The sequence below is a fragment of the Phycisphaerales bacterium genome (genome assembly GCA_016699835.1).
Lineage (GTDB): Bacteria > Planctomycetota > Phycisphaerae > Phycisphaerales > UBA1924.
On sequence record CP064987.1, the window covers coordinates 1,559,062 to 1,583,112 of the forward strand.

The window sequence follows — 24,051 nt, forward strand, 5'->3', positions numbered from 1 at the left end:
TCTCGGGCGTCGTTCGCCTCGTGGGTACCTTCTCGGTGGAATTGGGAATGGGCGTGGGCATCGTGCCCAAGGCCCGGCTCGGTCGCGTCGGTGGTGGATGTGTCCGAATCGCGAATGATGACTTTCTTGGGACATTGTGGTTTTTCCAGGGATGGAGCCGAATCGCACACGGGTGTTCCGCGTGCGTGAGAAGACGTCTACCGCCGTCCAGGGGCGGTCGATCCTGGTTTGGATTGGTTTCGAAACCTTGTGCACAGGAGTGATCAGATGAGTCCGACCCGTTTCATTTCGTTGGCCTCGGGGCTTGCGCTTTCGTTCAGCGCGGCACTCGCGGGTCAGAATGCCAGCCTCGACCTGAACCGCCAGTACGGCGCGGAGTTGCAGGCCGACGCCCAGGCCCGTTCGAGCAGCCTGCTCGATGGTGGCGCGACGTACGCCAATGGCGAGCACATCCTGACGGATGGGTCCGGCGACAACACCCTCGCCCTCGGCGGGACCGCTCAGTTCCGCTACCGCCTTGGCCTCCGCTCGGATGATCCGCCGGTCGGCGCCGACAACGGCACGACGATGGGCTTCGACTTCGGCGCGGTCCGCGCCTGGGCCCACGGCAATGTGTACGCCAGCAACATGCACTACCGCATCCAGACCCTCTTCACCAACGACGGCACGTTCGTCCTCGAAGACGCGTACGGCGTGTACGACATGGAGAACGGGCTGAGCTGGAAGTTCGGTCAGTTCAAGCTCCCCTTCCTCCGCGAGGAGAACATCGACCTCGAGCGTCAGCTGGCGGTCGATCGCTCCGAGACCAACTATTTCTTCACCCAGGGCTACAGCCAGGGCATCCAGTTCATGTATGCCCAGGATCAGTGGCGCCTCCAGGGCGGATTCAGCGATGGCACCCTGAGCGGCAACACGGCGTACAACAGCGCCGGTGAAGCGGACTGGGCCTTCAACGCCCGCTTCGACTACATGTTCGCCGGGACCGACTGGAACCGCTTCGAGCAGTTCACCAGCTGGCTGTCGGCTCCGACCGACCTCGCCGGTGTCGCGGGCGCGGCCCTCATCTATGAATCCTTCGGCAGCACCAACCCCTCGGGAACGGAAGTCACGAACTTCATGTTCACGATCGACACGGCCCTCCAGGGCCAGGGCTGGAACGCCTACGGAGCGATCGTCGGCAATACCGAAGACGTCGATGGCGCCGACTCGGTGACGAACTTCGGCCTGGTCCTCCAGGGCGGCATGTTCATCAACAACCAGGTCGAACTCTTCGGCCGCTTCGACGCGATCTTCCTCGACCTGCCCGACGGCTCGACGCAGGACGACAACCTCATGTTCATCACCGCTGGTGCGAACTACTACCTCTCCCAAGAGAGCCACGCGGCACGCTTCACGGCCGACATCGTCTTCTCGCTCAACGAGACCGGCTTCGATGACGGCGGCGGCAACCTTGACACCTTCCTCGCGGGCGGCACCCAGACGGGTATCCTCGGCGATCCGTCGTCGGGCGAAGTCGTCCTCCGCCTCCAGGCTTCGTTCATCTACTAAATCCCCTCCGGCGGGGGCCTGAATGGCTCCTTGCCTGAGGCACGAATCTCACACCGGCCGGTCCTTCGGGATCGGCCGGTTCTTTTTTTGAGTTCTGGTGGCGCGAGGCGAGGGAAAGTGCCGCACCCCAGGGTGGAGTCCGGCCGTATGACCATGGTTGGGAATGCGGATGCCAGGGCGAGCAGGAGGGTGGGCTTGCTGGTATCCTTTGGGTCCGTTGGTTCGGGCGACGCGGCGGTGTCGCGGGCTTGGATTGACGTTTGGTCTTTGATTGTGTGATTGTTGTTCGAGCGATGGGAGGCCCGGCCGGCGGTGTCGGCGTGGCGTTCGGCTCGGATCGAGATGGCTCATACAAGCAGGCGGTGCGCATCGTGATGTTGACGAACATGCTGGGACAGGCGTTGTCGGTTTCGACGCTGGGGAACGGGGTGATGCTGGTTTCGGCGTGGAAGCCGTTTCTGGTGTTGCTGCCTTTGCTGCCGTGGCTGTGGCTGGTGACAAAGGTCTTTGACAAGCACTGCTCACGATTCCACCTGGCGAAGGAGAACTGGAATCTCGTGCACTTGTGCGTCGGGCTGATCGCGGTCCTCATGGCGTTCGCGATGCCGATCGCGGGCGAGGGAGCGATCTGGGCGGGACTTGGCGCGATGATCGTGCTGCTGGCGATCGACGTCACGGTGTTCACGATGGTGGTGAACAAGGACGACCGCGTCCCCGAGGAGCACCACCTCACGCTGGATTTCTCGAAGTATCGCGAGGCACGGGCACAGAAGGCGGCCGACAAGAAGCAGGGGAAGGCGGAACTCGTGCTCCGCACGCCCGACAAGCAGTTGATCGCGGTCCCGATGGTGGACTCGCCCGAGTTCGAGTTGCGGACCGCATCCGAGGCGCTCTATATCTCGGCAGTCCGTCAGCGGGCGACGCAGATCGAGATCGCGCCCGTCGCGGGTGGTGTGGGTGGACAGGCGATGTATGCCGCGTCGTACATGACCGACGGCGTGCGGACGCAGGGGGACACGATGCCGCCCGCGAATGCGATGCGGGTGATCGATTTCTGGAAGCACGCGGCGGGCCTGGACGTCGCCGAGCGACGCAAGCGCCAGTCGGGTGACACCATGGTGGAGCAGGAGGGAAGCAAGAAGAAACTCCGCGTGGTGACGATCGGTTCACAGGCGGGCGTCAAGTGCACGATGCTCATCGAGCCCGAGGCCCAGGTTCGCCGCAAACCGGCCGCGCTGGGCCTCCTCGAGCCCCAGATGGAGGAGTTGAAGGCGATCACGGGCGAGGAAGAGGGCGTCGTGCTGCTGGCGGCCCCACTCGATGGCGGTCGAACGACGACGTTCTACTCGGTCGTGAAGATGCACGACGCGTACACACGGAACATCCAGACCGTGGAGATCGAGCCCCAGGACACCATCGAGGGCGTGAAGCAGAACATCTTCGAGGTCGTGCCCGATGGTCCCGAGTTCTCGACGTTCGTGCGATCGGTGCTGCGCCGCGACCCGGACGTGGTGGGTGTCGCGGAACTCCCCGACGCGAGCACGGCGAAGGAGATCGCCAAGGCCGACGTGGAGCGGACTCGGACGTATGTCTCCCTGCGGGCGGACAACGCGCTGGTCGCGGTCGCGGGGTGGGTGAAGGCTGTGGGAGATCTGGACCAGGGGAGCAAATGTCTGCGAGGCGTCGTGGCGCAGCGGCTGGTGCGGAAGTTGTGCACGAACTGCCGCGTGCCATATCCCCCGTCGCCGGAGATGCTGAAGAAGTTGGGTCTGCCCGGTGATCGCGTGAAACAACTCTTCAAGAAGGGCGGGCAGGTCCTGATCAAGAACAAGCCCGAGATCTGCCCGATGTGCGGCGGGTCGGGCTATCACGGTCAGGAAGGCGTCTTCGAGATCATGCGGCTCACCGCCGAGGATCGCGCCCTCATCAAGGCTGGGGACATGGGATCACTCCGGACGGAGTTGCGCAAGCGGAACACGATCATGATCCAGCAGGCCGCGCTCAAGAAGGCCGTGGATGGCGTGACGAGCGTGGAAGAGTTGATGCGAGTGATGGGCGAGGGAAGTCCTTCGCCCCAGCGGGCGCCGAGCGCCCCGGCGGGCGCGGCGAGTTGAGGCCGGTGGGTTCGTCGGTTGGTTCCGGTGGTGTTGGGTTGCGTGTGTGAGACTGGTTGGATGGAGTGCTTGCGATGATCATGAGTCTTCTGGCGATCGGGCTGTGCGTGCTGGTGCTGGGTGTGTGGGCGGCACGGGGATTTCTGTCGTCGATGATCCACATGGTGTGCACGCTGATCGCCGGTGCCGTGGCGTTCGCCTCGTGGGAGCCGATCTCGTACTTCCTGCTCGACTTCGCCAAGGACGGGAGCCAGGTGCTCAGGGATACCGCGTGGGCGCTCGGGTTGGCGCTGCCGTTCGCCGCGACGCTGGCGATCCTTCGGCTCATCACCAACGCGGTCATCCGCTCCAACGCGACGACGGTCCGCGCCATCGACATGGTCGGCGGCGGGTTGTGCGGCGCGGTCTCGGGGATCATCACCGCGGGCATCATCGTGATCTCCATCCAATTCACACGGTTGGACACGGAGTTCTGGGGGTATCGCCCGATCGAGTACACGGGGAGCGGGAGCGTGGAGCGGTCCAGCCCGCTGATCTTCCCCGTCGACAAGATCACGGCTAGGACCTACGCGTACTTCTCGACGCAATCACTCGTGAACGACGAGGACACCTCGCTCGAGCGGCTGTATCCGGATCTGGACATCGTCCCGACGTCGCTGCGAACCACGTTCGGCGATGGGAAGGCCAAGAACACGCTGCATCCAGACGACTTTGAGGTCATGGCGCGCTACACCGTCGGCGAGGGACGCAATCTCCCGATCGACCAGTTGCTCGCCGACCGATGGGGCGCGGGGGCAGCGCAGAAAGCGACGACTCCCGAGGGCGGGTCGTACCCCAACGGCTCAACGATCCAGGGGTTCGCGATCAAGTTCAATGCCGGATCGAAGGAGTCGAACGGACAGGTTGTCTTTGGGAATGCCCAGGTGCGCCTGGTGTGCACGGACTCGGAGGGGACGTCGTGGACGTTCTTCCCGATCGCGGCGGTGATGCAGGCAGAGGCGGCAAAGCTGACGCTTCGTCGATTCCGGTTTGACGCTCCCGATGTGTACTTCGCGTCGGTGGGCGGCTCATCGCATTCGGGATTCGGCGTGGAGTTTGCCGTCCCGCCAGGCTTTACGCCGGTGGCCCTGTATGTGAAGAACGTTCGCGTGATGGCGAATGAGGGAAGGCTCGCGGTGCCGGCGGCCCAGTATGCGACGACCGCGGAGCGGGACAACGCCGTGGCCGACGGCTCACTGGCGAACCTCGCGGGTGCGAATCTCGAGGTGGCAGAGAACAAGTACGGCGGGAAAACTCCGGGCGAAGTGGCCGAAGGTCCTGTGTCGGTCCGGTTCGATCCGACCAAGTTCGACGACACGACGGGGCTACGGATTTCGGATCGGTTGCCGTTCACGCTGCACCTGACGACGGTGCGCGGGCTCACAATAGAAGACGAGCAGAAGAAGAACATCATCTCGCGCGGGATGCAGGCGTTCTCTCGCGAGGAACTGTCGAACATCCCGCTGGAGCGGTCGCTGCAGGTCCAGCGGCTGAGCGTGACGAACGACACGATCATCGTGCAGATCGACGTGAGCCTTGGAAAGCAGATGTCGTATATCTCTCGGCCGAACCTGATCGAAGACGACAGCAAGCCCGTGAACCTCGTGGACTCGAACGGGACGACGTATGAGCCGGTGGGATACGTCTACGAGAACAGCGCCGACGGGAGCAAGACGGTGAGTTACGACCCCGGGCGGCCCATCATGTCGCTTCGAGAGTTGCCCGGACTGAGCAAGAGCCGTCCGAACGACAAGTTGATGCTGATCTTCCGGGTGAGCCGGGGCGTGAACCTGAAGACGCTGGGCATCGGTGGAGAGACGCTGGCGGAGTTCAAGCCACCGATCCTGCTGAACCAGCCGCAGGGGGCGAACTGAGTTCGTCGCGACTCGGCGTCTGCGCAAAATGAATGTTGGAGTCCATGAACACACGCGGTGAGAATGCCGCGTGTTTTCATTGAAGGATTCGATGGCGGGTTAGCTGCTGCCGCCGCGCATGCGCTCGAGGCCTTCGGGGAAGGGATAACTGGGATAGACACCGATATGCCCGTATCGCCACATCGCGGGCGGAGCGAAGACATCGCCCCGGAACCCGGCGTCGAACATGGTCCGCAGGACGCTCTCGAAACTCGGCTCCTTCGCGTCGGCGCCCTCGAGTCGATTCGCCCGGGCGTTGAGGAAGGAGACGGAGGCAACCGGAGAACGCTCGCGACGATCGCGGAGCATCTTGGCGATGGTCTTGAAGCCCCGGGAGAGGTCGTGGAGGGTGAAGTGGTCACGGCCCCTGGGACGGAGGATGCCCAGGATCAGCAGGCTGTCGAGGTCGAACTTCAGGATGTAGGGCTCCTTGTCGCCACCCGCGACAGTGGCGACAGAGCCCTGGAACATGCGGGCGTAACTCGTGACCGAGGCGGCGGTCCATTGGCTTGCGGAGACGAGGTCGCAGAGTTGCGAGACGATGCCCCGGCTGTTGTCCTGGTCGTTGACGCCACAGATCATGGTGCGGTAACGACCGTCGAGGAGGTCGCGGAGCATCTCCTGGCCCCAGAGGATGCGGATGCGCTCGCCGACGTCCTCGGGGCGCTCGACGCGGGACTCGCCCATGGGCAGGAGCGTGACGCGCTCGCTGGCCTGATCCGAGAGCATGAGGTGCTCGGCATCCTCGTCATAGAGGCGGAGAGAGGGGTTTGTCCTGGTCATGGGCGGTCCTTCCTGGTGGTTGGCCGATACAGAACGCGGGGGTATCGCGGCGCTGAGAGTTCCTGTGACTGTGACAGGTTAGTCCCCGGACAGGCGTTGGGGACTGGTGGTGAGTTCGACACGGAATCGAGTGGGTGGGGTTGCCCACGACTGCACGCGCACAAGGGCGTGCTGGATAGATCGACGGCAACTCGGCAACTCTCCTGGCGACGGAGCGCTTCGATGCGGAGTTTGATCCGCCGGTGAGCCCCGGGAATGTGCGGGCCTTACCCGATCGTCAAACAAACTGGCGGCACAATCACCGAACTCCAGGAACGCGAATCGACGTCTACCGAAACGCCCGCCGCGACCTGTGGCGCGTCGCACTTCTCGCTCCTGGACACCATTTGGGCATCGAATCTCTCGCACCAACCGGCCAACATGGATTTATGTAGCGGACCGAACGTTGCACATCGCACGAAAGACTAGTAATGGCAGTTGTAGCAGGCGGAGCTGACCCATTGGTAGCCTTGGCGGTTGCGGTGCTCGTTGGCCATAGAAGTTTGGTTGTGCTCGTGGCAATGAGTGCATGAGTACGCTGGGGTCGCCGCCGGAACGGTGTGGCAATCGACGCAGCGGAGGTTTCGATGTCCGCCCGGGTTGCGATTGACGCTGGGGTGGTTGAAGGTGGCGTTGGCCCAGAGTGTTGGCGTGTGGCACGTGGTGCAGTTGGTGGGGTAGCCGAGTTGGGCGTGGTTGGGGTTGGTGGTCGCCTGGTAGTCGTTGAGGTGGCAGAAGGAGCACTGGGTGGAAAGGCCGGTGTAGACGTTGGGGGTGGTGTGGCACTCGGAGCAGGAGCGGTTGGCGTGGGCCTGGGTCAAGGGGAATGACGCCGGATGGTTGAAGACGGCACCGGTCCATCGGAGAGTGGTGTGGCACTGGGTGCAGTTGGTGCTGAACCCGGCCGACACGTGGTTGGGGTTGGTAACGCCCTGGTAGTCGTCGAGGTGGCAGAAGGAGCACTGGGTGGAGAGCCCGGTGTAGACATTGGGCGTCGTGTGGCAGGCCGAGCAGGCGCGATTCGCGTGTCCCTGGGTGAGCGGGAATGAGGCTGGGTGGTTGAAGACGGCCCCGGTCCATCGGATGGTGGTATGGCACTGGGTGCAGTTGGTGCTGAACCCGGCCGACACGTGGTTGGGATTGGTGGTGGACTGGAAGGCGGGGAGGTGGCAGGAGACGCAGTCTCGCGAGAGGCCGGTGTAGACGCCCGGCGTGCGGTGGCAGTCGGTGCATTGGCGATTGGCGTGGGCGTTGGTGAGGGGGAAGGCGCTGGTGTGGTTGAAGGTGGCACCCTGCCACTGGGCGGTGTTGTGGCACTGGACGCAGTTGGTGCTGATGCCCGCGGCCTGGTGGTACGGGTTGGTGGTCTGTTGATAGTCGGTCGTGTGGCACGAGGCGCAGGCCGTGGAGTTCCCGGTGTAGACACCCGGCGTGGTGTGGCACCGGACGCAGGCGACGCCGGCGTGCCCGAGGGTGAGGGGGAAGGAGGATGGGTGCTGGAAGTTGGCGCCCTGCCACTGGATGGTGTTGTGGCAATCGGTGCAGTTGGTGCTGAAGCCGCTGGTGACGTGGTTGGGGTTGGTGACGCGCTGGTAGTCGTCGAGGTGGCAGGACGAGCACGCCGCGGACTGGCCTGTGTAGACGCCCGGCGTGGTGTGGCAGGCGGTGCAGGAGTGGCCGGCGTGCCCATTGGTCAGCGGGAACGAGGGCGTGTGGGGGAAGACAGCCCCCGTCCAACGGATGGTGCTGTGGCACTGGGTGCAGTTCGTGCTGATGTTGGCGGCCTGGTGGTTGGGATTGGTCGTGGACTGGAAATCGGACAGGTGGCAACTCGAGCAGGCGGTGGAGAGGCCTGTATAGACGCCCGGGGTGGTGTGGCACGCGGAGCACGCGACGCTCGCGTGGGCGTTGGTGAGGGGGAACGTAGAGGGGTGCTGGAAACTGGCGCCCTGCCAGCGGAGGGTGGTGTGGCATTCGGTGCAGTTGGTGCTGAAGCCGCTCGTCTGGTGGTTGGGGTTGGTCGTGGCCTGGAAGTTATCAAGGTGGCAGGCCGAGCACGTGGTGGAGAGCCCGGTGTACACGCCCGGCGTTGTGTGGCACGCGGTGCACGAGACGTTGGCGTGCCCGAGAGTGAGCGGGAAGGTCGAGGGATGGGTGAAGTTCGCACCCTGCCACTGGAGCGTGTTGTGGCAGTCGGTGCAGTTGGTGCTGAACCCGGCAGTGGTGTGATTGGGGTTGGAGGTCGCCTGGTAGTTGTCGAGATGGCAGGCCGAGCACACAGGAGACTGGCCGGCATAGTTGCCCGGGGTGGTGTGGCATTCGGAGCAGCGACGGTTCGCGTGCCCCAGCGTGAGCGGGAAGGAGGCGGTGTGATTGAATGTGGCCCCCTGCCAGCGAAGCGTGGTGTGGCACTGGAGGCAACTAGTCGAGAAGTTGGCGGACTGGTGGTTGGGATCGGTGGTCGCCTGGAAGTCCGATTGGTGGCAGGAAGCGCAGTCGGTGGAGAGGCCCGTGAAGGTGCCCGGCGTGGTGTGACAGGTCGAGCACGAGATACCCGCGTGGCCGAGGGTCAGCGGGAAGGTCTGCGGATGATCAAAGCCCGCGGGGAGCCAGGCGACGGGTGTGTGACAGCGGTCACAGCGATCGGTGATGCCTTGCGCGAGGTGGTCAAGCGTCGTGGAGCGTGTGGCGTCGCCGGCATGGCAAGCCTCACAGGCGACGCTGGGCTGCTCGAAGTTGCCGGTGGCGGCGCCGGGGTGGCAGCGCGTGCAATCGATCGAGGCGTGGGCGCCGACGAGGGGGAAGCGCGTGCGGTTGTGCTGGGCGATCGCGTCCTTGGGTCGCCAGGTGGTCTCGTTATGGCAGTCGGTGCAGGTAGCCCCGAGGCGTCCGCGGTGGACATCCTGGTGGCAGCCGGCGCAACCCTGTGCGGAGAACTGCTGCACAGGCCCGCGATCGTTGTGGCAGAGAAGGCACTGGGCGCTCGCGTGGGCGCCGTTGAGTGGGACGCCAGTCTCTCGCTCGTGATCGAACTGGAAATCGTCCTTGATCTTGTTCCAGGTTCCGCCCTCGTGGCAGAGGGAGCAGTCTGCGGGGAAGGTGTCGTGGGGGACGACGGGGCCGTAACTCTTGTTCCAGCCTTTGCGCGGGACGAGCGTCTGGCACGCCGCGATGTAGGCGACGACCAGGACGACAAGGAGGATCTTGTGGGTTCGTTTCATGAGCGCATGCTCCGCATGGCAATCTCGATCCCTCTAGAACCTGTACTGGACATAGGCGCCGAGTTCAATAGATTGTTCCTGGTCGCCGAAGTTGTACGCGGCGTCCACGTCGAAGTACCACTTGCCGCGCGACCAGTTGACGTCGGCGCGGAGTGTGTGGCGGAGGTAGTCGGAAGACCCTCCGGTGAGTGTGTCGGTGGAGTACGAGAAGACCTCGTAGCCGGCGAAGACACGGACGGACCCGACATCGCGACGTGCCTGGAGTCGCGCGCCAACGCCTGTGGTGAATGAGGATGAGTCGTAGTAGACGGCACCATAGAGGGAGGTGTTGTTCGCGCCCTGTGGCGCCCAGTCGGCGCTGAGTTCGGCGCCGTTGCCGTCGCGGTCCTGGTCCATCCAGTAGTTGGCGCGGGCGGTGACGCGGAACTCTTTGGTAACCTTGCGCCAGATGGAGGCGGAGAGTCGCTCGACGTGTCCATTATCGATGAGGTCCGTGGGGAGCAGGGCGTATTCCTCCCGCTTGAGTTCGGGCCAGGAGGTGTGGGTGAAAGAGGCCGTGGCGCCGGTCTTGGGGTTGATGGTGTAGGAGGCTTGTGTGACGAACTGGGTGAGGTCAAGGCCGGACTTGATCGTGTCCTCGCCGGTGTAGAAGTCGATGAGGGCAGAGGCGAAGATGTTGAGATCGGCGAGCGGCCTCGCGCCACCCCGAAGTATGAGCAGAGATCGGTCGAGTTCACCCTTGTGCCAGGTCTGCTGGAAACCGACGGTGCCCTGGACGTATCCATTGGGAGCATCTGTAACGTAATCGGCGAAGAGATGCAAGCCGTAATCGTCGGTGGAGAGGCTGTCTTTGACGGCGATCGGGTAAAGCCCGGCACCCGCGCCGACGCTGAGACCGTTCTGGAACCGAATAGCTGCTTCACCACCGTCGATGAGTCCGAGCTCGGGGAGCGACGTGGAGTAATAGCGGCCGACTTCGGCTCGGTACGGCGCGTGCTGATCGGTGCCCCAGGCATAACTGAGGCGTTGGAGGCGGGCGTTGAGATCGGTGCCGTCGTCACCGATGGAGCCGCGTGAGCGGAGGTCGGCGTCGCCCTCGAAGAGGAGTCGTCCGCCATCCTTGAGCGGGTTGTTGATCTCGACGAAGGCGCCGGCGCGGAAGTAGGTGTAGTTCTGGTCGTTCTCGAGGTCGTTGGTAATCCTCGCGATAGTAAAGAATCGCCCGCGAATCGTGGTGGGGCGATCCTTCGGCGGCGTGGAAAAGGCTGGAGCGAGCAGAGGTGTGTCGGCGGTGCGCGGGCCTTCCTGACGTTGCCAGGGGGGATGCTCTGGCGCTGCTGGCTTGGTCGTGTCAGTGGGCGCGGATTCCGGAACCACGTCTACTAGGACTTCGGCATGGTCGTTGATCGCGGGAGGCGTTGCACCCTCGGGGAGTTCGGCGCGGGCGCTGTTGGAGGTAACGGCAGCAATCGTGGTCTCGATGCGCTCGCCGGTGCTGAGAATGAAGACGATGCGCGAGCCGATGGCGATGCCGGCACTTCGGCCCGAGTCGATGTAGACACTGGAGCCGGAAACGGAAGTCACGGTGACGTCGAGACGCCTGGTTTCGGGCTGCGTTTGCGACTCGGGTTGCGGGCCTGGCTGCTCGGTGGTTGCGGGTGTGGGTGGAGCGGTGGCGGGCTGGTCCTGCGCGAGGGCAAGGCCGGCGGTGCACACAAGGACTCCCGCCACGGACCACGCGGTGGCTCGAGTGGGGGTCATGGGTTGCCTCCTATGGGACGATTCGGTTCGCGACGTCGTCGTGGCGAGTTGGGGTCGAACTGCGTGCCGTGACAGTCGGCACACTCGACGCCCAGAGGCTTGTATCGGACGATGGATCGACCCGAGAACTCGACGGGCTTGTGGCAGGCGATGCAGTCGAGTTTCGCGTGGTCGGCGTCGAGAGCGAAGCGTGAGTCGCGCTGGTGGTCGAAGACAAGGGTCTTGAAGGTGTCGGTGCTCTGGTGGCACTTGGCGCAGTCGGTGACGCGCTCAACGGCGAACTGGCCGGCGTGGATGTCGTCGTGGCAATCTGAGCAGGCTTTGGAAGCGGGCTTGAATGCGGCGAGCGAACCTCGCGGCGCGGGGTCGCGGCGGTGGCAGTCGTTGCAGGCGGCCTGGGCGTGCTTGCCCGTAAGGGCCTCGCCGGTCCAGATCTTGTGCTGGTCGACGGTCCATGTGATGTCGTGGAAGTCCATCGTGGTGTGGCATCGAGCGCAGCCGGTCTTGCCCGCGATGGTGACCGGAAGCCCCTCAGCATCGAACTTGCCCTTGTGGACATCCTCGTGGCAGTCTGCGCAGACCATGGTCACTTCTTTGAACCTGCGGATGTCGTTCTCGACCTTGTGACACGCGGCGCAGGCGACGGCACGGTGCGAGCCATCGAGCGGGAATCTGGTCTTCTCGTGCATCGAGAGGTCAAAGTGACATGGAAAGAAGGCGTCCATCGCGTGGCAGGTGACGCAGCGGTTTTCGTAGGGAGCGGCAGCAAACTGTGAGTCGTGCGGATCTTTGTGGCAGGCCTCGCAATCGTTCTGTGCCCGCTTCTGGAACGTGACACTCCACGTCGGGCGCGGCGGCTTCTCGGCTCGGGTCTCGTCAATGCCAACATGGCACTCGACGCAGGCCTGGGTGTCGTGCGGCTTGGCGAGGGAGAAGCCCGTGGTGTTGTGCAGCTCGGGGGAAAGACGCGAGATGGATCGCGACCACGAGCGGTCGCCGGCCTCGTGGCAGACCTGGCACGTATCCAATCCGGGCGTCAATGCAGCAACGGCGTCGAGCATGGACGCGGGGTGCGGAGACTCGTGGCAGGCCACGCAGGAATGGGACGTGTTGAACGCGACGGTGCGATCCTGCTTCGGACCTTCGGTGTGGCACTCGGCACACCGGAGCGCGTCGTGCGCGCCGACGAGGGGGAAGGTCGCCGCGTGGGTGTACGTGGTTGTGTCCCATGTGACAGTGTTGTGGCAATCGACACAGGTAGTCGAGAGGCCGGCAAGGGCGTGGGGCGGGTTGGTCGTCTTGTCGAAGTCGCCCATGTGGCAGTCGGCGCAGATCGTGGTGAGACCCGTATAGACCTTGGGCTCGAAGTGACACTGGCTGCACAGAAGTCCCGAATGCCCATCGTTGAGCGGGAAAGTCTCGGGGTGGGCAAAGAGCGGCGCTTTCTTGAACGGCTCCAATTGCCCGTGGCACTCGGCACAGTTAGGCCCGAGTTCGCCCTTGTGAACGTCGTCATGGCAAGTGGTGCAGGTTTGATCCAGGCCGAGGAATCGCTTCTGGCCTTCCCGCAGGAACTCGGTCTTGGCATTAGCGTGGCACTTCGTGCACTCGAGACGGTCGTGGGCGCCTTGGAGGGAAAGGCCGCCGACGTGCGAGTGGTCATAGATCTCGCGATCGACAACGCCCACCTCACGGAACGCCGCATCAGAGACGAGGGCGACATTGCCGCCCAGATGTTCGTGATGGCAGACGGCACAGGCGCGGTCGAGGGGCTTCTGGAGTGAGCCGTGGATCCCGGAGCGTGTGATGATCTGCTTCTCGATCGGTTCGTGACAGACGAGACACGCGGTGTCCATGGAGGCGTTGGCGATGATGGCGCCGCTGCCGTGGCACGCGTTGCAGCCGCGGTTGCCCTGCAGCGCCTTGACGCTCGCGTGAGAGGGGTGGAGCGGGCCGGGGCTGGTGCGCTGCTGGAAGCCCCACCACGCGACGGCACCGACGGCGAGGAGCGTGAACGAGGCGATCGAGATGGAGACGGCCTTGTGTTTCAGGGCGTCTCCTCCACGTTGGCCGAGCGCGACGTGGACTCGGGCTGGATCCAGGACTGGGGCACGGGGAGGTCGAGACTCGCGTAGCGGATCGCCGTAATGACATGGGCGACGACGAAGAGCACCATGAGCAGGGCGAGCCAGCCGTGCACGTAGCGCCAGGTGCCAAGGACGGCGCGGATCTCCTCATAGTGGGCGATCTGGAGAGAAAGACGGAAGGACCGCCGGGCAAGGTCAAGGAGTTCGACGCGCTCGCTCTCGGGGACATCCTCGAAGGCCGGGTCGTGGCGGAGTTCGCGCAAGGCACGCCGGATCCGGAAGTGGGAGACGAGCATCTGCCACGCTCGTCCCACGAGGGTGGGGCGCCAGCGATCCTGGGCGACCAGGGCGTCCACGCGCGCGCGGACGGAGTCACCCAGGCCCCGGCTGGATTTCTCCCACGTCGAAGCGAGGTTGGTGAGGCGGGCGCGGACCTCATCGAGGCGCATCTCGCGCCCGTTGGCGGCGTGGGGCACGATGGAGTAGAAGTATCGCCCAACGAGCCCCGCCGTGAGAACAACCCCGAGCGAGAGCATGGCAAAGCCGCCGACCGTCAAGCGGTAGATGAATCCAGCGTGGACCATGACGAAGAAGAAACTCGCGAAACCGGTGAAGACGTGCGAGCCCATCCAGAACCGGAGCGAGCCGGGGAGGAATCGACCAACCTTGGAAGAGCGTCGCGCGAGATAGGTGAGGTTCCACGCGAAGAGGAGCACGGCCATGATGCCGAGGGAGACGCCGACTTTGCCCGAAGGACGGAGAATGGAATGAACGTCCTTGAGTGTGCGTTCGGCAAGCGTGGCGGTGTAGTAGTTGAGGTGGTAGGCGCCCCAAAGGACCATGGCGATCGCGAGGAAAAGAAGAAGGCCTGTGGCCCAGAGCAGGGGCGTGGTGTTGTCGGCGACCGGGGCGGTCTCGGGGCGCATCTTGGGGTCGAAGGAGACCCCGGCGCGCTTGAGGAGATCGAATGGCGGGTCGCCGCCGATGAGGATGAAGACGTCGTCGTTGAGGAGTTTCACCTCTTCAATGCGGTCGCCGAGGGTGCGGTGGACAACGACGGACTCGGGCTCAATGAGTTGGGTGTTGGCCTCCATGAGGACGTTGAGTCGCCCGGACTGGACGGCCTTGTTGATGCGCGCCTCGTTTTTGGCCTTCACGCGCGTCCAGTCGGGGGCGCGGTTGACGAGGGTGACGGTATTGCCCTCCTGCTCGGAGAGCCCGACCGCTGCCTCGGCGGCACTGTCGCCGCCGCCGACAACGAGGATGTTCTTGTAGTTGTACGACTCGGCGTCGAGGAGGCTGTAGGCGACCTTGGGGAGGTCCTCGCCCTTGATGCCGAGTTTCTTGGGTGTCCCGCGACGTCCGAGGGAGAGGCAGACGTTGCGCGCGCGGATGGGCCCATCGCTGGTTTTGGCGGTGAAGACGCCGTCGTCGCCCCGGATCACATCGATGAGGCGGACGCCGGTGCGTGTGGGAACCTCGTGCTTCCCGATGAGGCTGTTCCAGAGTTCGACGAGGTCTTCCTTCATGTACTCTAACTTGGCGAGCGTGCCGTGGAGGGGAAGGCGGATGGGCTGGGTCATGACCATCTTCTTGCGTGGATACGCCGCGACCGTGCCGCCGATCTTGTCGGCCTGCTCGATGACGAGGTAGTTGATGCCCAGTTCCTTGGCGCGGAGGGCGCAGGCGAGACCGGCGGGCCCGACGCCGACGATGAGGAGATCGACCACGTCGGGTTCGTTCAAAGGAAGCGAGTCCTCGAGCCTCTGAGCGACGGCATTGGCAACCGTCGCACCGTGCGACGTGGCGGTGCGGACGAGAGAGAATCCGGTGAGTTCACCGGCGAGAAAGAGCCCGGGAACACCGACAGCCTCAAAGTTCTCGTCGATCGCGGGAAGGTCAGATCGATCCGTGAGATCACCGAAGGTGAGCGCGATGGCGCCCGTGGGACAGACGTCGGCGCAACGCCCGTGCCCGACACAGCGTGCGCCGTGAACGATGACAGCCTGACCGTGGAGGAGGTCGAGTACGCCGTCCTCCGGGCAAGCTTTGACGCACGTGCCACAGCCGATGCACTTGGTGAGGTCGATGTCGGGGTGGAGGAGCCGTGCTTTGTGGCTTCCCTTCTGGATCGCCTCGGAACGGGCACGGTGGCTCTGCTCGAAGCGTTTGAGTTCGAAGCGTCGGCGCAGAAGCAGAGTGATGGCGATGCCGAGCGCCGCGACGGGGACGATCGCGAGCGTGCCGGAGAGGAGACTCGTGGCAAGGAAGGTCATGGTGTGGTGTCGGCGCGACCGCCGCTCGGGGTTTCAGCGCGGGCCTGCTCCCCGAATGGATGGGGATGGGGCGATGGCACTGGATAGGGGTTGATGGCTTTGCGCTCCTTCGCGTCGTGTCTTTGCCTGCGTGTGCAGACCATGCGTGGGTGGCCTGACGAGCATGTCGCCAAGCCGGATTGGTGCCGTCGCGTCCGTCGCGATGTCGTTCGGCCGAGAACTCTCCGTGCGGGAGATTCATCGGCCGAAGTTCCACGTGATCGCAGGATTATGCGGACTGGCGCGCCAACGTGCAACGAAAAAATCAACACGGTCATCACTCGCCCCGGCGTCGGCATGCGTCGCATGGGGTTTCCCCGGCAGATTCATCCATTTGGATCGCTCGTTGCTGGACGTGCGTGGACGAGCGCGGATGAGCGCGGATGAGCGCGGAATCCGTCAGTCCTCGCATGGCTCTGAATGATGTAGAGGTTCTCACAAGTTCGAGCGCCTTGTGTGGATTCCAGTGTCGCCATCAGGCAACTCATCGTGCACACCGAACGGGTTCACCCAAGCACGGTCTCGCGTTGCCCACGATGGCGGCAACCACGCTCAGACAGAGATAACTCGCCGATGACGTCGCAGAGGATAATGAAGTTCGAACTCCACAACTCACAATCGCACGTCGAGCCGGATGTGTCAGAAAGGAGCCACGACGATCGGATCGTGGCATGGCCGAGAGAACTCGAACCCGTCGAGTTCAATCTCGAGAAAGCGGGCGAGGGGATTCGAACCCCCGACGTTCAGCTTGGAAGGCTGACGCTCTACCACTGAGCTACGCCCGCAGTGTGAAATGGTAGGGACGATGACGCTCCGGCGATGGCTCACGCGGACCGGCGAACAGGGCCGAACGGGAGGAGTCGCGCGTGTCGCGACGGCGGCTTGTTTCGCTCACACTGGGAGGTGTTGTGGTGATCCCGTTCCGATGCTCGCGGCGTTTCCGCAAGGGACTGCCGTCGATTTGGACGCGTTGGCGTGAACGGTACCGCACTCGGGGCATCGGTCGAGGCCTCGCCAGTCATAGCCGCACGTCGGACAGCCTTTGGCGGGTGTGTATCGGGGCAAGAACGCGACGCCAAGTCCGACGACGAGGAAGGGGCAGAGGCCCATGATCCAGAGGTCGCTGATCGTCTCGGCGTTGATGGCGAGCGCGACGCCCTCCACGACGAGGATGAGACCACCCGCGAGCAGTCCCAATGCGAAGCGTGTGGTGAGGCGTGCGAGCCACGTGCTCTGGTGTCGCCCCTCTCGACGCACAAAGAGGGAGGTACGGCGGAAGAGCACGGCAATTTCCGCGGCGATCCAGGCGCTCACCGTGGGGAGCGCCACGACGGGAAGAAAGAACGCCCGCCATTCGCTGGCGCTGACATAGGGATCATTGACGGCGCCGTAATAGGTGCCAAAGAACCACGCGCCGAGCTCGACGAGGGCGATGGCGAGGACGAAGGGGATCATGAGCGCTCCTCCGGGTCGGCATGCTCGGGCTGCGTTGGAGCATGCGGGATTTCAAGAAGGTCTTTCTCGTGGTCCTGTTCATCGCCGGGTGGATCGATCGGACAGATCACGCCCCCGAGAAGAACCTGTGCCGGCTGAACGACGGGTTTGCCAAGGCGCGTTGAAATCCAAGAAAACGGCAAGAGCCCACGGCAGACTCGGGCGCCCATCCAGCCACCCATCCAACCGCCCTGCGATTGGATCTTCGCGTCGGCGATCGCCCGATTTCCCACGAAGACTCCCGTGATCGCGAGGGCGACGACGGCGGCGACTCGGCGCACACCCGCCCAGGTTCGTTGGCGAAGGGCGGCGAGCCCACGTGGACAGTTCTGCTCAAGCACCGTTCCATCGGCCCTTCGGTAGAGGCGGGCGCAGACACGCTCACCCGCATGGAGTTTCGCACTAACCTCGGTGAGGAAGGCGTCGAGTTCAACTTCGGACATCCGCGTGGGATTGTGGACGTGGAGATTGCAGTCGGCGCAGAGGCGCCTGGTCTCGGTGCCCTGCATGTCGTCCCACTGCGCGGGACAGGGAGCAGTGATCTGGAGTTGGTCGAGTGAGAATCGGCGTGGGGCCGGGGACGCCGACGCCTCGGCGGTTGCACGAGCGATTGAAGTCGTCATTGATCAACCTCCGTTGTGGCACACGAAGAGCCCGATGATGTTGGAGCGGGCTGTGGAGCCTGGGGCGGTTGCGGAATTCCTGCAAGATCGCGGGCGTGGGCGGCCACGTCGGTGGGTGGAGGGACGAAAGCGATGTCACCCATCATGGGCAGCCCGGGTTGTGGAATGGTGGTCTTGCCGAGTTTGGCGGAGATCCAGGAGAATGGCTTGAGGGCTCGACAGGAGATCATCGCCGGCCAGCGAGTCTGGGCTCTCAACTTCCCATCGGCGTGCGCTCGATCGGCAACGAAAAGACCTGTGATGCCGACGATGATCGCGGCGGCGACTCGGCGTCCATTGGCCCACGCGCGATGGCGGATCGCGGCAAGACCAATCGGGCAGTTGCGGGTGATGACGGTCCCGTCGGCGCGCTTGAACAGACGCACACAGACACGCTCGCCGTGAGATTTTCCCTCGACTGCCGCAGCCAGAAATGCAGCGGCCTCGTCGGCAGTCATGGCGGAGACGTTGTGGACATGCAATCCACACTCGGCACAGAACCGCTTCGTCTCGGTGCCTTCCATGTCATCCCAGCGGGCGGGACATGGCGCGGCGACACTCAACTGATCGAGCGAGAGTCGGCGAGAATCACTGGGCATCGCGATCGGTCCTTTCATCTGCCGGGCGTGCCCGACAGAGACTCTGACCGTTGAGATCGGCAAAGGGTTCCGATTCGCGAGAGCGGGCTTACACGCGTGTGACAGTTGTCACGAACAGGCCGCGAACGAGCGGTTGAAGTGGGCCGAGAATGAGGTGATGTGGTGTTCGAGGCCATGAAAAAGGCCCGGATTGTTTCCGGGCCTTGCGGTTCCATGTGTCCGTTGATGAAAGTAGAAACCCGCCTCTGGAGAGGCGGGCCACTAGGCGATCATTCATCGACTGGACGGAGAGCGAGGCCCATCTCGGTGAGGCGTTCGATGACTTCCTTGAGGGAGGTCGCGCCGAAGTTCTTGACGCCCATGAGTTCGGCCTCGGTGTGGCTGGCGAGGTCGCCGAGGGTCTGGATACCCAGGAGTTGGAGGGCCTTTCGAGCGCGGACGGAGAGATTCAGGTCCGTCACGGGGCGCCCGAGGTGGGCCTCCTGCCCGGTCCCGCGGTACTGGTCCATGAGCGCCCGGCGGGCGAGACGGTGGGCGTCCTCGAGGCCCTGGCCCAGGCGCAGACCCTTGACGGTGAGCATCTTCTTGATCTCGACGAGGCTCGTCTCGCCGAAGTTCTTGTAGCCCATGAGTTCCGCCTCGGTGATGCGGAGGAGATCACCCAGCGTTCGGATGTTCATCTTCTTGAGGCACGTGCGCGCACGAACGGAGAGCTCGAAGTCCGTCACGGGCGTGTCGAGCATCGCCTTTCGCTTGAAGATGTCGCGGTCGGCCTCTTCCTCAACGATCATGTCGCGTGCGGCGAGGATGTCCTTCATGAAGAGGTTCGCGCGAGCGTGATTAGGGTTCGTCTCGAGGACCTGACGCAGATACCGCTCGGCCGTCGCGTACTCGCCGCGATCCTCGTGCATGACGGCGAGGTTGATGAGCGCATTCACGCGCGCCGGCGGGATCGAGACACAACGCTCATAGAGCGCGATCGCCTCGTCCTCTTCGCCGAGCATGTCGAGCGCGTACGCGAGGCGGAAGAGCACGTCCTGGCTCTCCGGGTCGGAGGCAAGAGCCTTGCGAAGAGCGGCGACGGCGCCCTCGCGGTTGCCCTTGGTCTCGAGATCGCGCGCGGTGGCGAGGTGCTGGCTGGCGGCATGGGTGTCGCGCTTCACCTGCTCGGAAAGGCCGATCACGGTATCGAGTGGGTCGTTGCCCGTCATTCGTTCGCTCCAAGTTCTGTCGTGGGATGGATGTGCGCGACGGCCGGGGACGCGGAGTGCGGTCGGTCGGAGCGCGGCGGGGAGTCTAGGAAATCGTGGGACGTGACTCAAGGCGCAGAGGGGTCTGAACCAGCCATTTCCCGAACAAGTGTGAGCGTTCGCCACTTCCCACCCAGGAATCTGGCCAATAAGGCGAGGCTGAGGATGATGATGTACGCCGAGGCGGCCGCCCACGGCCCTACCGACTTCCAATCCGGCAAGAACGTGACTGCAGCCACGCCCCCGCCGACGATGATTGTCCACGCGAGCACCACGGTGACAATCCCCGGCCAGTGGGTGTCACCCGCGCCGCGGAGAGCACCGCTCACGGTCATGGCGATGGCGTCGAAGAGTTGGAACGTCGCCGCGGCAATCAGGAACTTGCCGGCAAGGGAGACGACCTCGGCCTTGACCTCGGGCGCAGACTCCTTGCTCACGAGGAACCCCGCGAGATCGTGGCGAAAGAGAACGAAGACAAGTCCACACGCGACCATATAGACCATGGCGATCGCGATGGCGACCCAGGTGCGCGTCGCCGCGAGGTCCGGGCGGCCCATGCCCATGCACTTCCCGACACTCGCGGTGATCGCGACGTTCATGCCGACGGCGGGCATGAAGGACATCGACATGTACTGATGGGCGATCCACCCGGCGGTGCTATGCACCTCCCCGAACTCCCCGACGAGCACGATCATGAAGATGGACCAGCAGAACATCTCGTTCACGAACATCAGGCCGCCCGGCCATCCAACGCGAAAAATGTCGCGAATCACAGCGAGGTCGACGCGACACGCGCGGCGCGTGTGGAACCTGGCGTTGAGTCTGGGCGAGAGGAAGAGGGCGAAGGGGATGAGGAACTCGACGGCGGTCCCACAGACTGTGGCGATCGCGGCCCCGGTGACACCGAGCGCGGGCGCGCCGAGGTGGCCATAGATTAGCACCCAGTTGAGCGCGATGTTGGTGAGGTTGCCGAGGATGGTGGCCACCATGACGATCGTCGGCTTGTGCATTCCATAGAAGTAGTGTGAGATCGCACGAGCGCTGAGAGTGATGCACGAGCCGAGGACGAGGATGCGCGCGTACGACGACTCCATCGCGAGGCGTTCGCCCTCGTGTCCAAGGAGCGAGAAGAGCGTGGGGAGCGCGAGGGCGTAGGGAATGAGCGCAAGCCAGCCGAGGATCGCCAGGTAGATCGCGTGCCACGCGTACGCCGCCCCGCGCTCGGGCTTGCCCGCGCCGAGATTCTGGGAGACGAACGAGTTGATGACGGTGATGAGGCCCATCATGAACGAGATGGGCATCCACGACGCGAGCCCGCCATTGCCCTGCGCGCCAACATACACCGGGTCCGGCCCGATACGCGAGACCATGAGACGATCGACGAACTGCATAAGCGTGAACGAGGTCATCGTCGCGACGGTGGGGATCGCGAGACGGATGAGATCACGGGCCGCGGGCATGAACCCGGGCTGGGGGATGGGTGTCGCTGAATCGTGCGATTCTGACATGACGTGGTTCCGGCGGTTGAGATCGAATCGGCGTGAAGGCTGAGTTGGGCAACTGGAGACCCGATCGACCGACACAGGACGCGGCGTGGCGTCCACAACCAAAGTCGTGGCGCGGGACGCGCGGCCGACTGGTGTCGGTGGGCCTCAATCCGAATGGAGCGATGGATGTGCCTGGGTCAGCGCATGGCGTTCACGTGGGGCATGGTAGCCGCGCTGGTCGCTCGCTGCGGCGTGGCATGATCGATGAGACGTTGAGCCTTGTGCACCTCGCCAGTCATCGCATCGAGGAACTCGACCCGAACGAGCAGCGTCGAACCGGCGCGGGCAATGGGATCGATCGGCGTGTCGAAAGTGAGATCGATCTCATAGCCTGTGGAACCAAGGCCAGATCGGTAGGCGTCGCGGATCTGCGCGGGGCCGAGTGTCGTGGAAGCGCGGATGGTGTTGTCCGAGTCGGCGCTGGAGCCGAGTGGGATGACAAAGGCCTCGACGAGCAAGGTGCCGGCAACCTGGACAAAGCGGCCGCGGCCATCAACAGGGTTGACGAGGACCGTCGCGCCCGTCGCGGGGATGGTCCGCTGCGCCGGCGTGAAGCCGGAGAACGAATCGATCTCAACCTTGGCGCACCGCGGGAGCGCAGCGAGGACGTCCTCAGGAAGTGGCGACTGGCCCTGGCGGGTGAGTTCGCCGATCTTGGCATTCTGCTCGGCGACCTGGTTCTCGAGCGACTCGATCCTCGCGTTGAGTTCGAGACGCTCGCGGCGGAGGCGATCGTTCTCGGCGGCAGGCGTGGAACTCCCCTTGATGCGGCACGCGGGAAGGGCGGCGGCGAGCGCAAGCAGGCCGAGCGTTGCGGCCACTCGTGAGAAGTTCGGCGTTGGGTGTATGCGGCGCATGCGTCCCTCCAATCGACTCGGCGCGAATCGTCTGTCAAACTTGCGCAGACTGGGTTCGACCGATTGGATTCTTGCACGGATCTGGCGAGCGGGCGCAACATGGTGCCTGCCATGGGTCGCACGCCGAGTTCACGAAACGAGAAAGGGGCAGGCGTGCTGCCTGCCCCCTGGGGTAAGTTCATGAACATGCCGGCACAATGACCGGGCGCGATGCCGATTTATTCGTCCTTCTCGCGCTTGGCGATGGGAGTCGGCATGCGGGTGAGGACCTTGTCGATGAGGCCGTATTCGAGCATTTCCTTCTCGTCGAGCCACTTATTGCGATCGCAGTCCTTGGTGATTCGATCGATGGTCTGACCGGTGGCGTCGGAATAGATGGAGTAGAGGCGGTCGCGGAGGCGGAGCATCTCGCGGGCCTCGATCTCGATGTCGGTCGCCTGGCCCTCGAGCACGCCGCCGATGAGGGGCTGGTGCATCAGATTCCGGGCGTTGGTGAGGGCGAATCGCTTGCCCTTGGCCCCGGCGCAGGCGAGGACGCTGCCCATGCTGGCGGCCTGGCCGATCACGTAGGTGCAGACGTCGCACTGGACGAAGCGCATCGTGTCGAGAATGCCCAGTCCGGCCGTGACGGAGCCGCCGGGGCTGTTGATATAGAAGTGGATGTCGGCCTTGGGATCCTCGTTGGCGAGGAAGAGGAGCTGGGCGACGATGAGGTTGGCGGCGTTGTCCTCGACAGGCCCGCCGAGGAAGATGATGCGGTCCTTGAGCAGGCGCGAGTAGATGTCGTACGCGCGTTCGCCGCGAGCGGTCTTCTCGATAACGATGGGAACCAGATAGCCGGACATGTCAACCTTCTTTCGAACGCGGGGGTTCTGCATCCCCTCGCGAGTGTTCGTGATTCGACTCAGCGGACGCCGGGGATGGACGAGGCGGACTTCGGAGGCTCGGTGAGCACCTCGTCGGCAAGGCCATACCTGACGGCCTCCTCGGCGGAGAAGTACTTGTCGCGCTCGCTGTCGCGCTGGACGGTCTCGACGGGCTGTCCAGTGTGGCTGGCGATGATGCGTGTGAGTTCGGCCTTGGCCTTGATGATCTGCTCGGCCTGGATGCGGATGTCCTCGGCCTGGCCGGTGACGCCGCCGTAGGGCTGGTGGATCATGACCTTGGCGTGAGGGAGCATGTACCGCTTGCCCTTGGTGCCGGCGGTCAGGAGCAGGGCCGCGCCGGAATAGGCCCGCCCAAGGCAGTAGGTGGAGACTGGGGAGGAGAGGAACCGCATGGTGTCATAGACGGCGAGGGTGTCGTCGACGGCCCCGCCCGGCGAGTTGATGTAGAAGTTGATCTCCTGCCCTCGCTTCTGGTTCTCGAGATACAGCATCTGCATCATGAGTCGTGCGGCAGAGGCGTGATTGATCTCGCCAATGAGGAAGACGACGCGATTCTCGAGCAAGAGCTCGTCGATCGTCATCTCGCGGGTTCGTTGGTAGGACACCGATGCTGACGCCATGCGTCTCTCCGTGGGGCTGGTGGGCGCGTTCGAGGGGCGATCCGCCGCCTCTCGACCCGTCCAGTGACCGATCATCGAGACGCACCAAGGTCTGGCATCGTCTCGCGGCATGGTACTCCTCGGGCAATGTCGCTCGGGGAGGTTCCAGGCCCTAGAACATCGGCCAGGTGCCGCCCGGGGTTGAGCAGAAGGCCGAGATGGTGGAATCCCAACAACATCCGTGCCGTGAATGAGGTTGGCCAGGGCCTCTCGCCTCACGAGACAACACGCGTACTTGCCGCCGACGACATGGCGGATCGGGAAGGGCCTGCCGAG

Annotated in this window: 16 protein-coding genes and 1 tRNA gene; 3 read left to right on the top strand and 14 right to left on the bottom strand. The window is 64.1% G+C overall.

The genetic code is table 11. The features are described from left to right. Positions 1 to 267: 267 nt before the first annotated feature. The 3 genes from IPK69_06565 to IPK69_06575 all read left to right on the top strand — a co-directional run bounded on the left by IPK69_06565 (position 268) and on the right by IPK69_06575 (position 5,575). Entirely contained in the window at positions 268 to 1,548 is a 1,281-nt protein-coding gene (locus tag IPK69_06565) for a hypothetical protein (GenBank protein ID QQS10279.1), read from the top strand. Between the two features lie 293 nt (positions 1,549 to 1,841). Further along, entirely contained in the window at positions 1,842 to 3,662 is a 1,821-nt protein-coding gene (gene tadA / locus IPK69_06570) for a Flp pilus assembly complex ATPase component TadA (protein QQS10280.1), read from the top strand. A gap of 74 nt (positions 3,663 to 3,736) precedes the next feature. Beyond that, entirely contained in the window at positions 3,737 to 5,575 is a 1,839-nt protein-coding gene (locus IPK69_06575) for a CvpA family protein (GenBank protein ID QQS10281.1), read from the top strand. A gap of 99 nt (positions 5,576 to 5,674) precedes the next feature. Here IPK69_06575 and IPK69_06580 read toward each other — a convergent pair whose 3' ends face one another. The 14 genes from IPK69_06580 to IPK69_06645 all read right to left on the bottom strand — a co-directional run bounded on the left by IPK69_06580 (position 5,675) and on the right by IPK69_06645 (position 23,736). Then, on the bottom strand, positions 5,675 to 6,397 hold the full coding sequence (locus IPK69_06580) for a hypothetical protein (GenBank protein QQS10282.1): 723 nt from the start codon (positions 6,395 to 6,397) through the stop codon (positions 5,675 to 5,677). A gap of 464 nt (positions 6,398 to 6,861) precedes the next feature. Further along, a complete protein-coding gene (locus IPK69_06585; GenBank protein ID QQS10283.1) occupies positions 6,862 to 9,657 on the bottom strand; it encodes a hypothetical protein in 2,796 nt (931 codons plus the stop codon). 33 nt (positions 9,658 to 9,690) lie between these two features. Continuing rightward, on the bottom strand, positions 9,691 to 11,418 hold the full coding sequence (locus IPK69_06590; GenBank protein QQS10284.1) for a hypothetical protein: 1,728 nt from the start codon (positions 11,416 to 11,418) through the stop codon (positions 9,691 to 9,693). Continuing rightward, on the bottom strand, positions 11,415 to 13,274 hold the full coding sequence (locus tag IPK69_06595; GenBank protein ID QQS10285.1) for a hypothetical protein: 1,860 nt from the start codon (positions 13,272 to 13,274) through the stop codon (positions 11,415 to 11,417). The genes IPK69_06590 and IPK69_06595 overlap by 4 nt, the downstream gene beginning before the upstream one ends. 191 nt (positions 13,275 to 13,465) lie before the next feature. After that, entirely contained in the window at positions 13,466 to 15,781 is a 2,316-nt protein-coding gene (locus tag IPK69_06600) for an NAD(P)-binding domain-containing protein (protein ID QQS10286.1), read from the bottom strand. Positions 15,782 to 16,533: 752 nt separating this feature from the next. Continuing rightward, positions 16,534 to 16,605, bottom strand: a tRNA-Gly gene (locus tag IPK69_06605). A 106-nt stretch (positions 16,606 to 16,711) separates the two neighbouring features. Next, entirely contained in the window at positions 16,712 to 17,275 is a 564-nt protein-coding gene (locus tag IPK69_06610) for a hypothetical protein (protein QQS10287.1), read from the bottom strand. After that, positions 17,272 to 17,937 carry a hypothetical protein gene (locus IPK69_06615; protein ID QQS10288.1) on the bottom strand — a complete coding sequence of 222 codons (666 nt, stop codon included), beginning with the start codon at positions 17,935 to 17,937 and terminating at the stop codon, positions 17,272 to 17,274. Before IPK69_06615 ends, IPK69_06610 begins: the two co-directional genes overlap by 4 nt. Then, positions 17,934 to 18,575, bottom strand: a complete 642-nt coding sequence (locus tag IPK69_06620) for a hypothetical protein (protein ID QQS10289.1) — start codon at positions 18,573 to 18,575, stop codon at positions 17,934 to 17,936. The genes IPK69_06615 and IPK69_06620 overlap by 4 nt, the downstream gene beginning before the upstream one ends. A gap of 269 nt (positions 18,576 to 18,844) precedes the next feature. Beyond that, complete coding sequence (locus IPK69_06625; GenBank protein ID QQS10290.1) at positions 18,845 to 19,786, bottom strand: tetratricopeptide repeat protein; 942 nt, start codon at positions 19,784 to 19,786, stop codon at positions 18,845 to 18,847. Positions 19,787 to 19,893: 107 nt separating this feature from the next. Beyond that, entirely contained in the window at positions 19,894 to 21,333 is a 1,440-nt protein-coding gene (locus tag IPK69_06630) for an MATE family efflux transporter (GenBank protein ID QQS10291.1), read from the bottom strand. 176 nt (positions 21,334 to 21,509) lie between these two features. Next, positions 21,510 to 22,229 (bottom strand): hypothetical protein, encoded by a 720-nt coding sequence (locus IPK69_06635; protein QQS10292.1) that lies wholly within the window; start codon positions 22,227 to 22,229, stop codon positions 21,510 to 21,512. Between the two features lie 218 nt (positions 22,230 to 22,447). After that, positions 22,448 to 23,074 carry an ATP-dependent Clp protease proteolytic subunit gene (locus IPK69_06640; protein ID QQS10293.1) on the bottom strand — a complete coding sequence of 209 codons (627 nt, stop codon included), beginning with the start codon at positions 23,072 to 23,074 and terminating at the stop codon, positions 22,448 to 22,450. Positions 23,075 to 23,133: 59 nt separating this feature from the next. Then, entirely contained in the window at positions 23,134 to 23,736 is a 603-nt protein-coding gene (locus tag IPK69_06645) for an ATP-dependent Clp protease proteolytic subunit (protein QQS10294.1), read from the bottom strand. Positions 23,737 to 24,051: the final 315 nt, after the last annotated feature.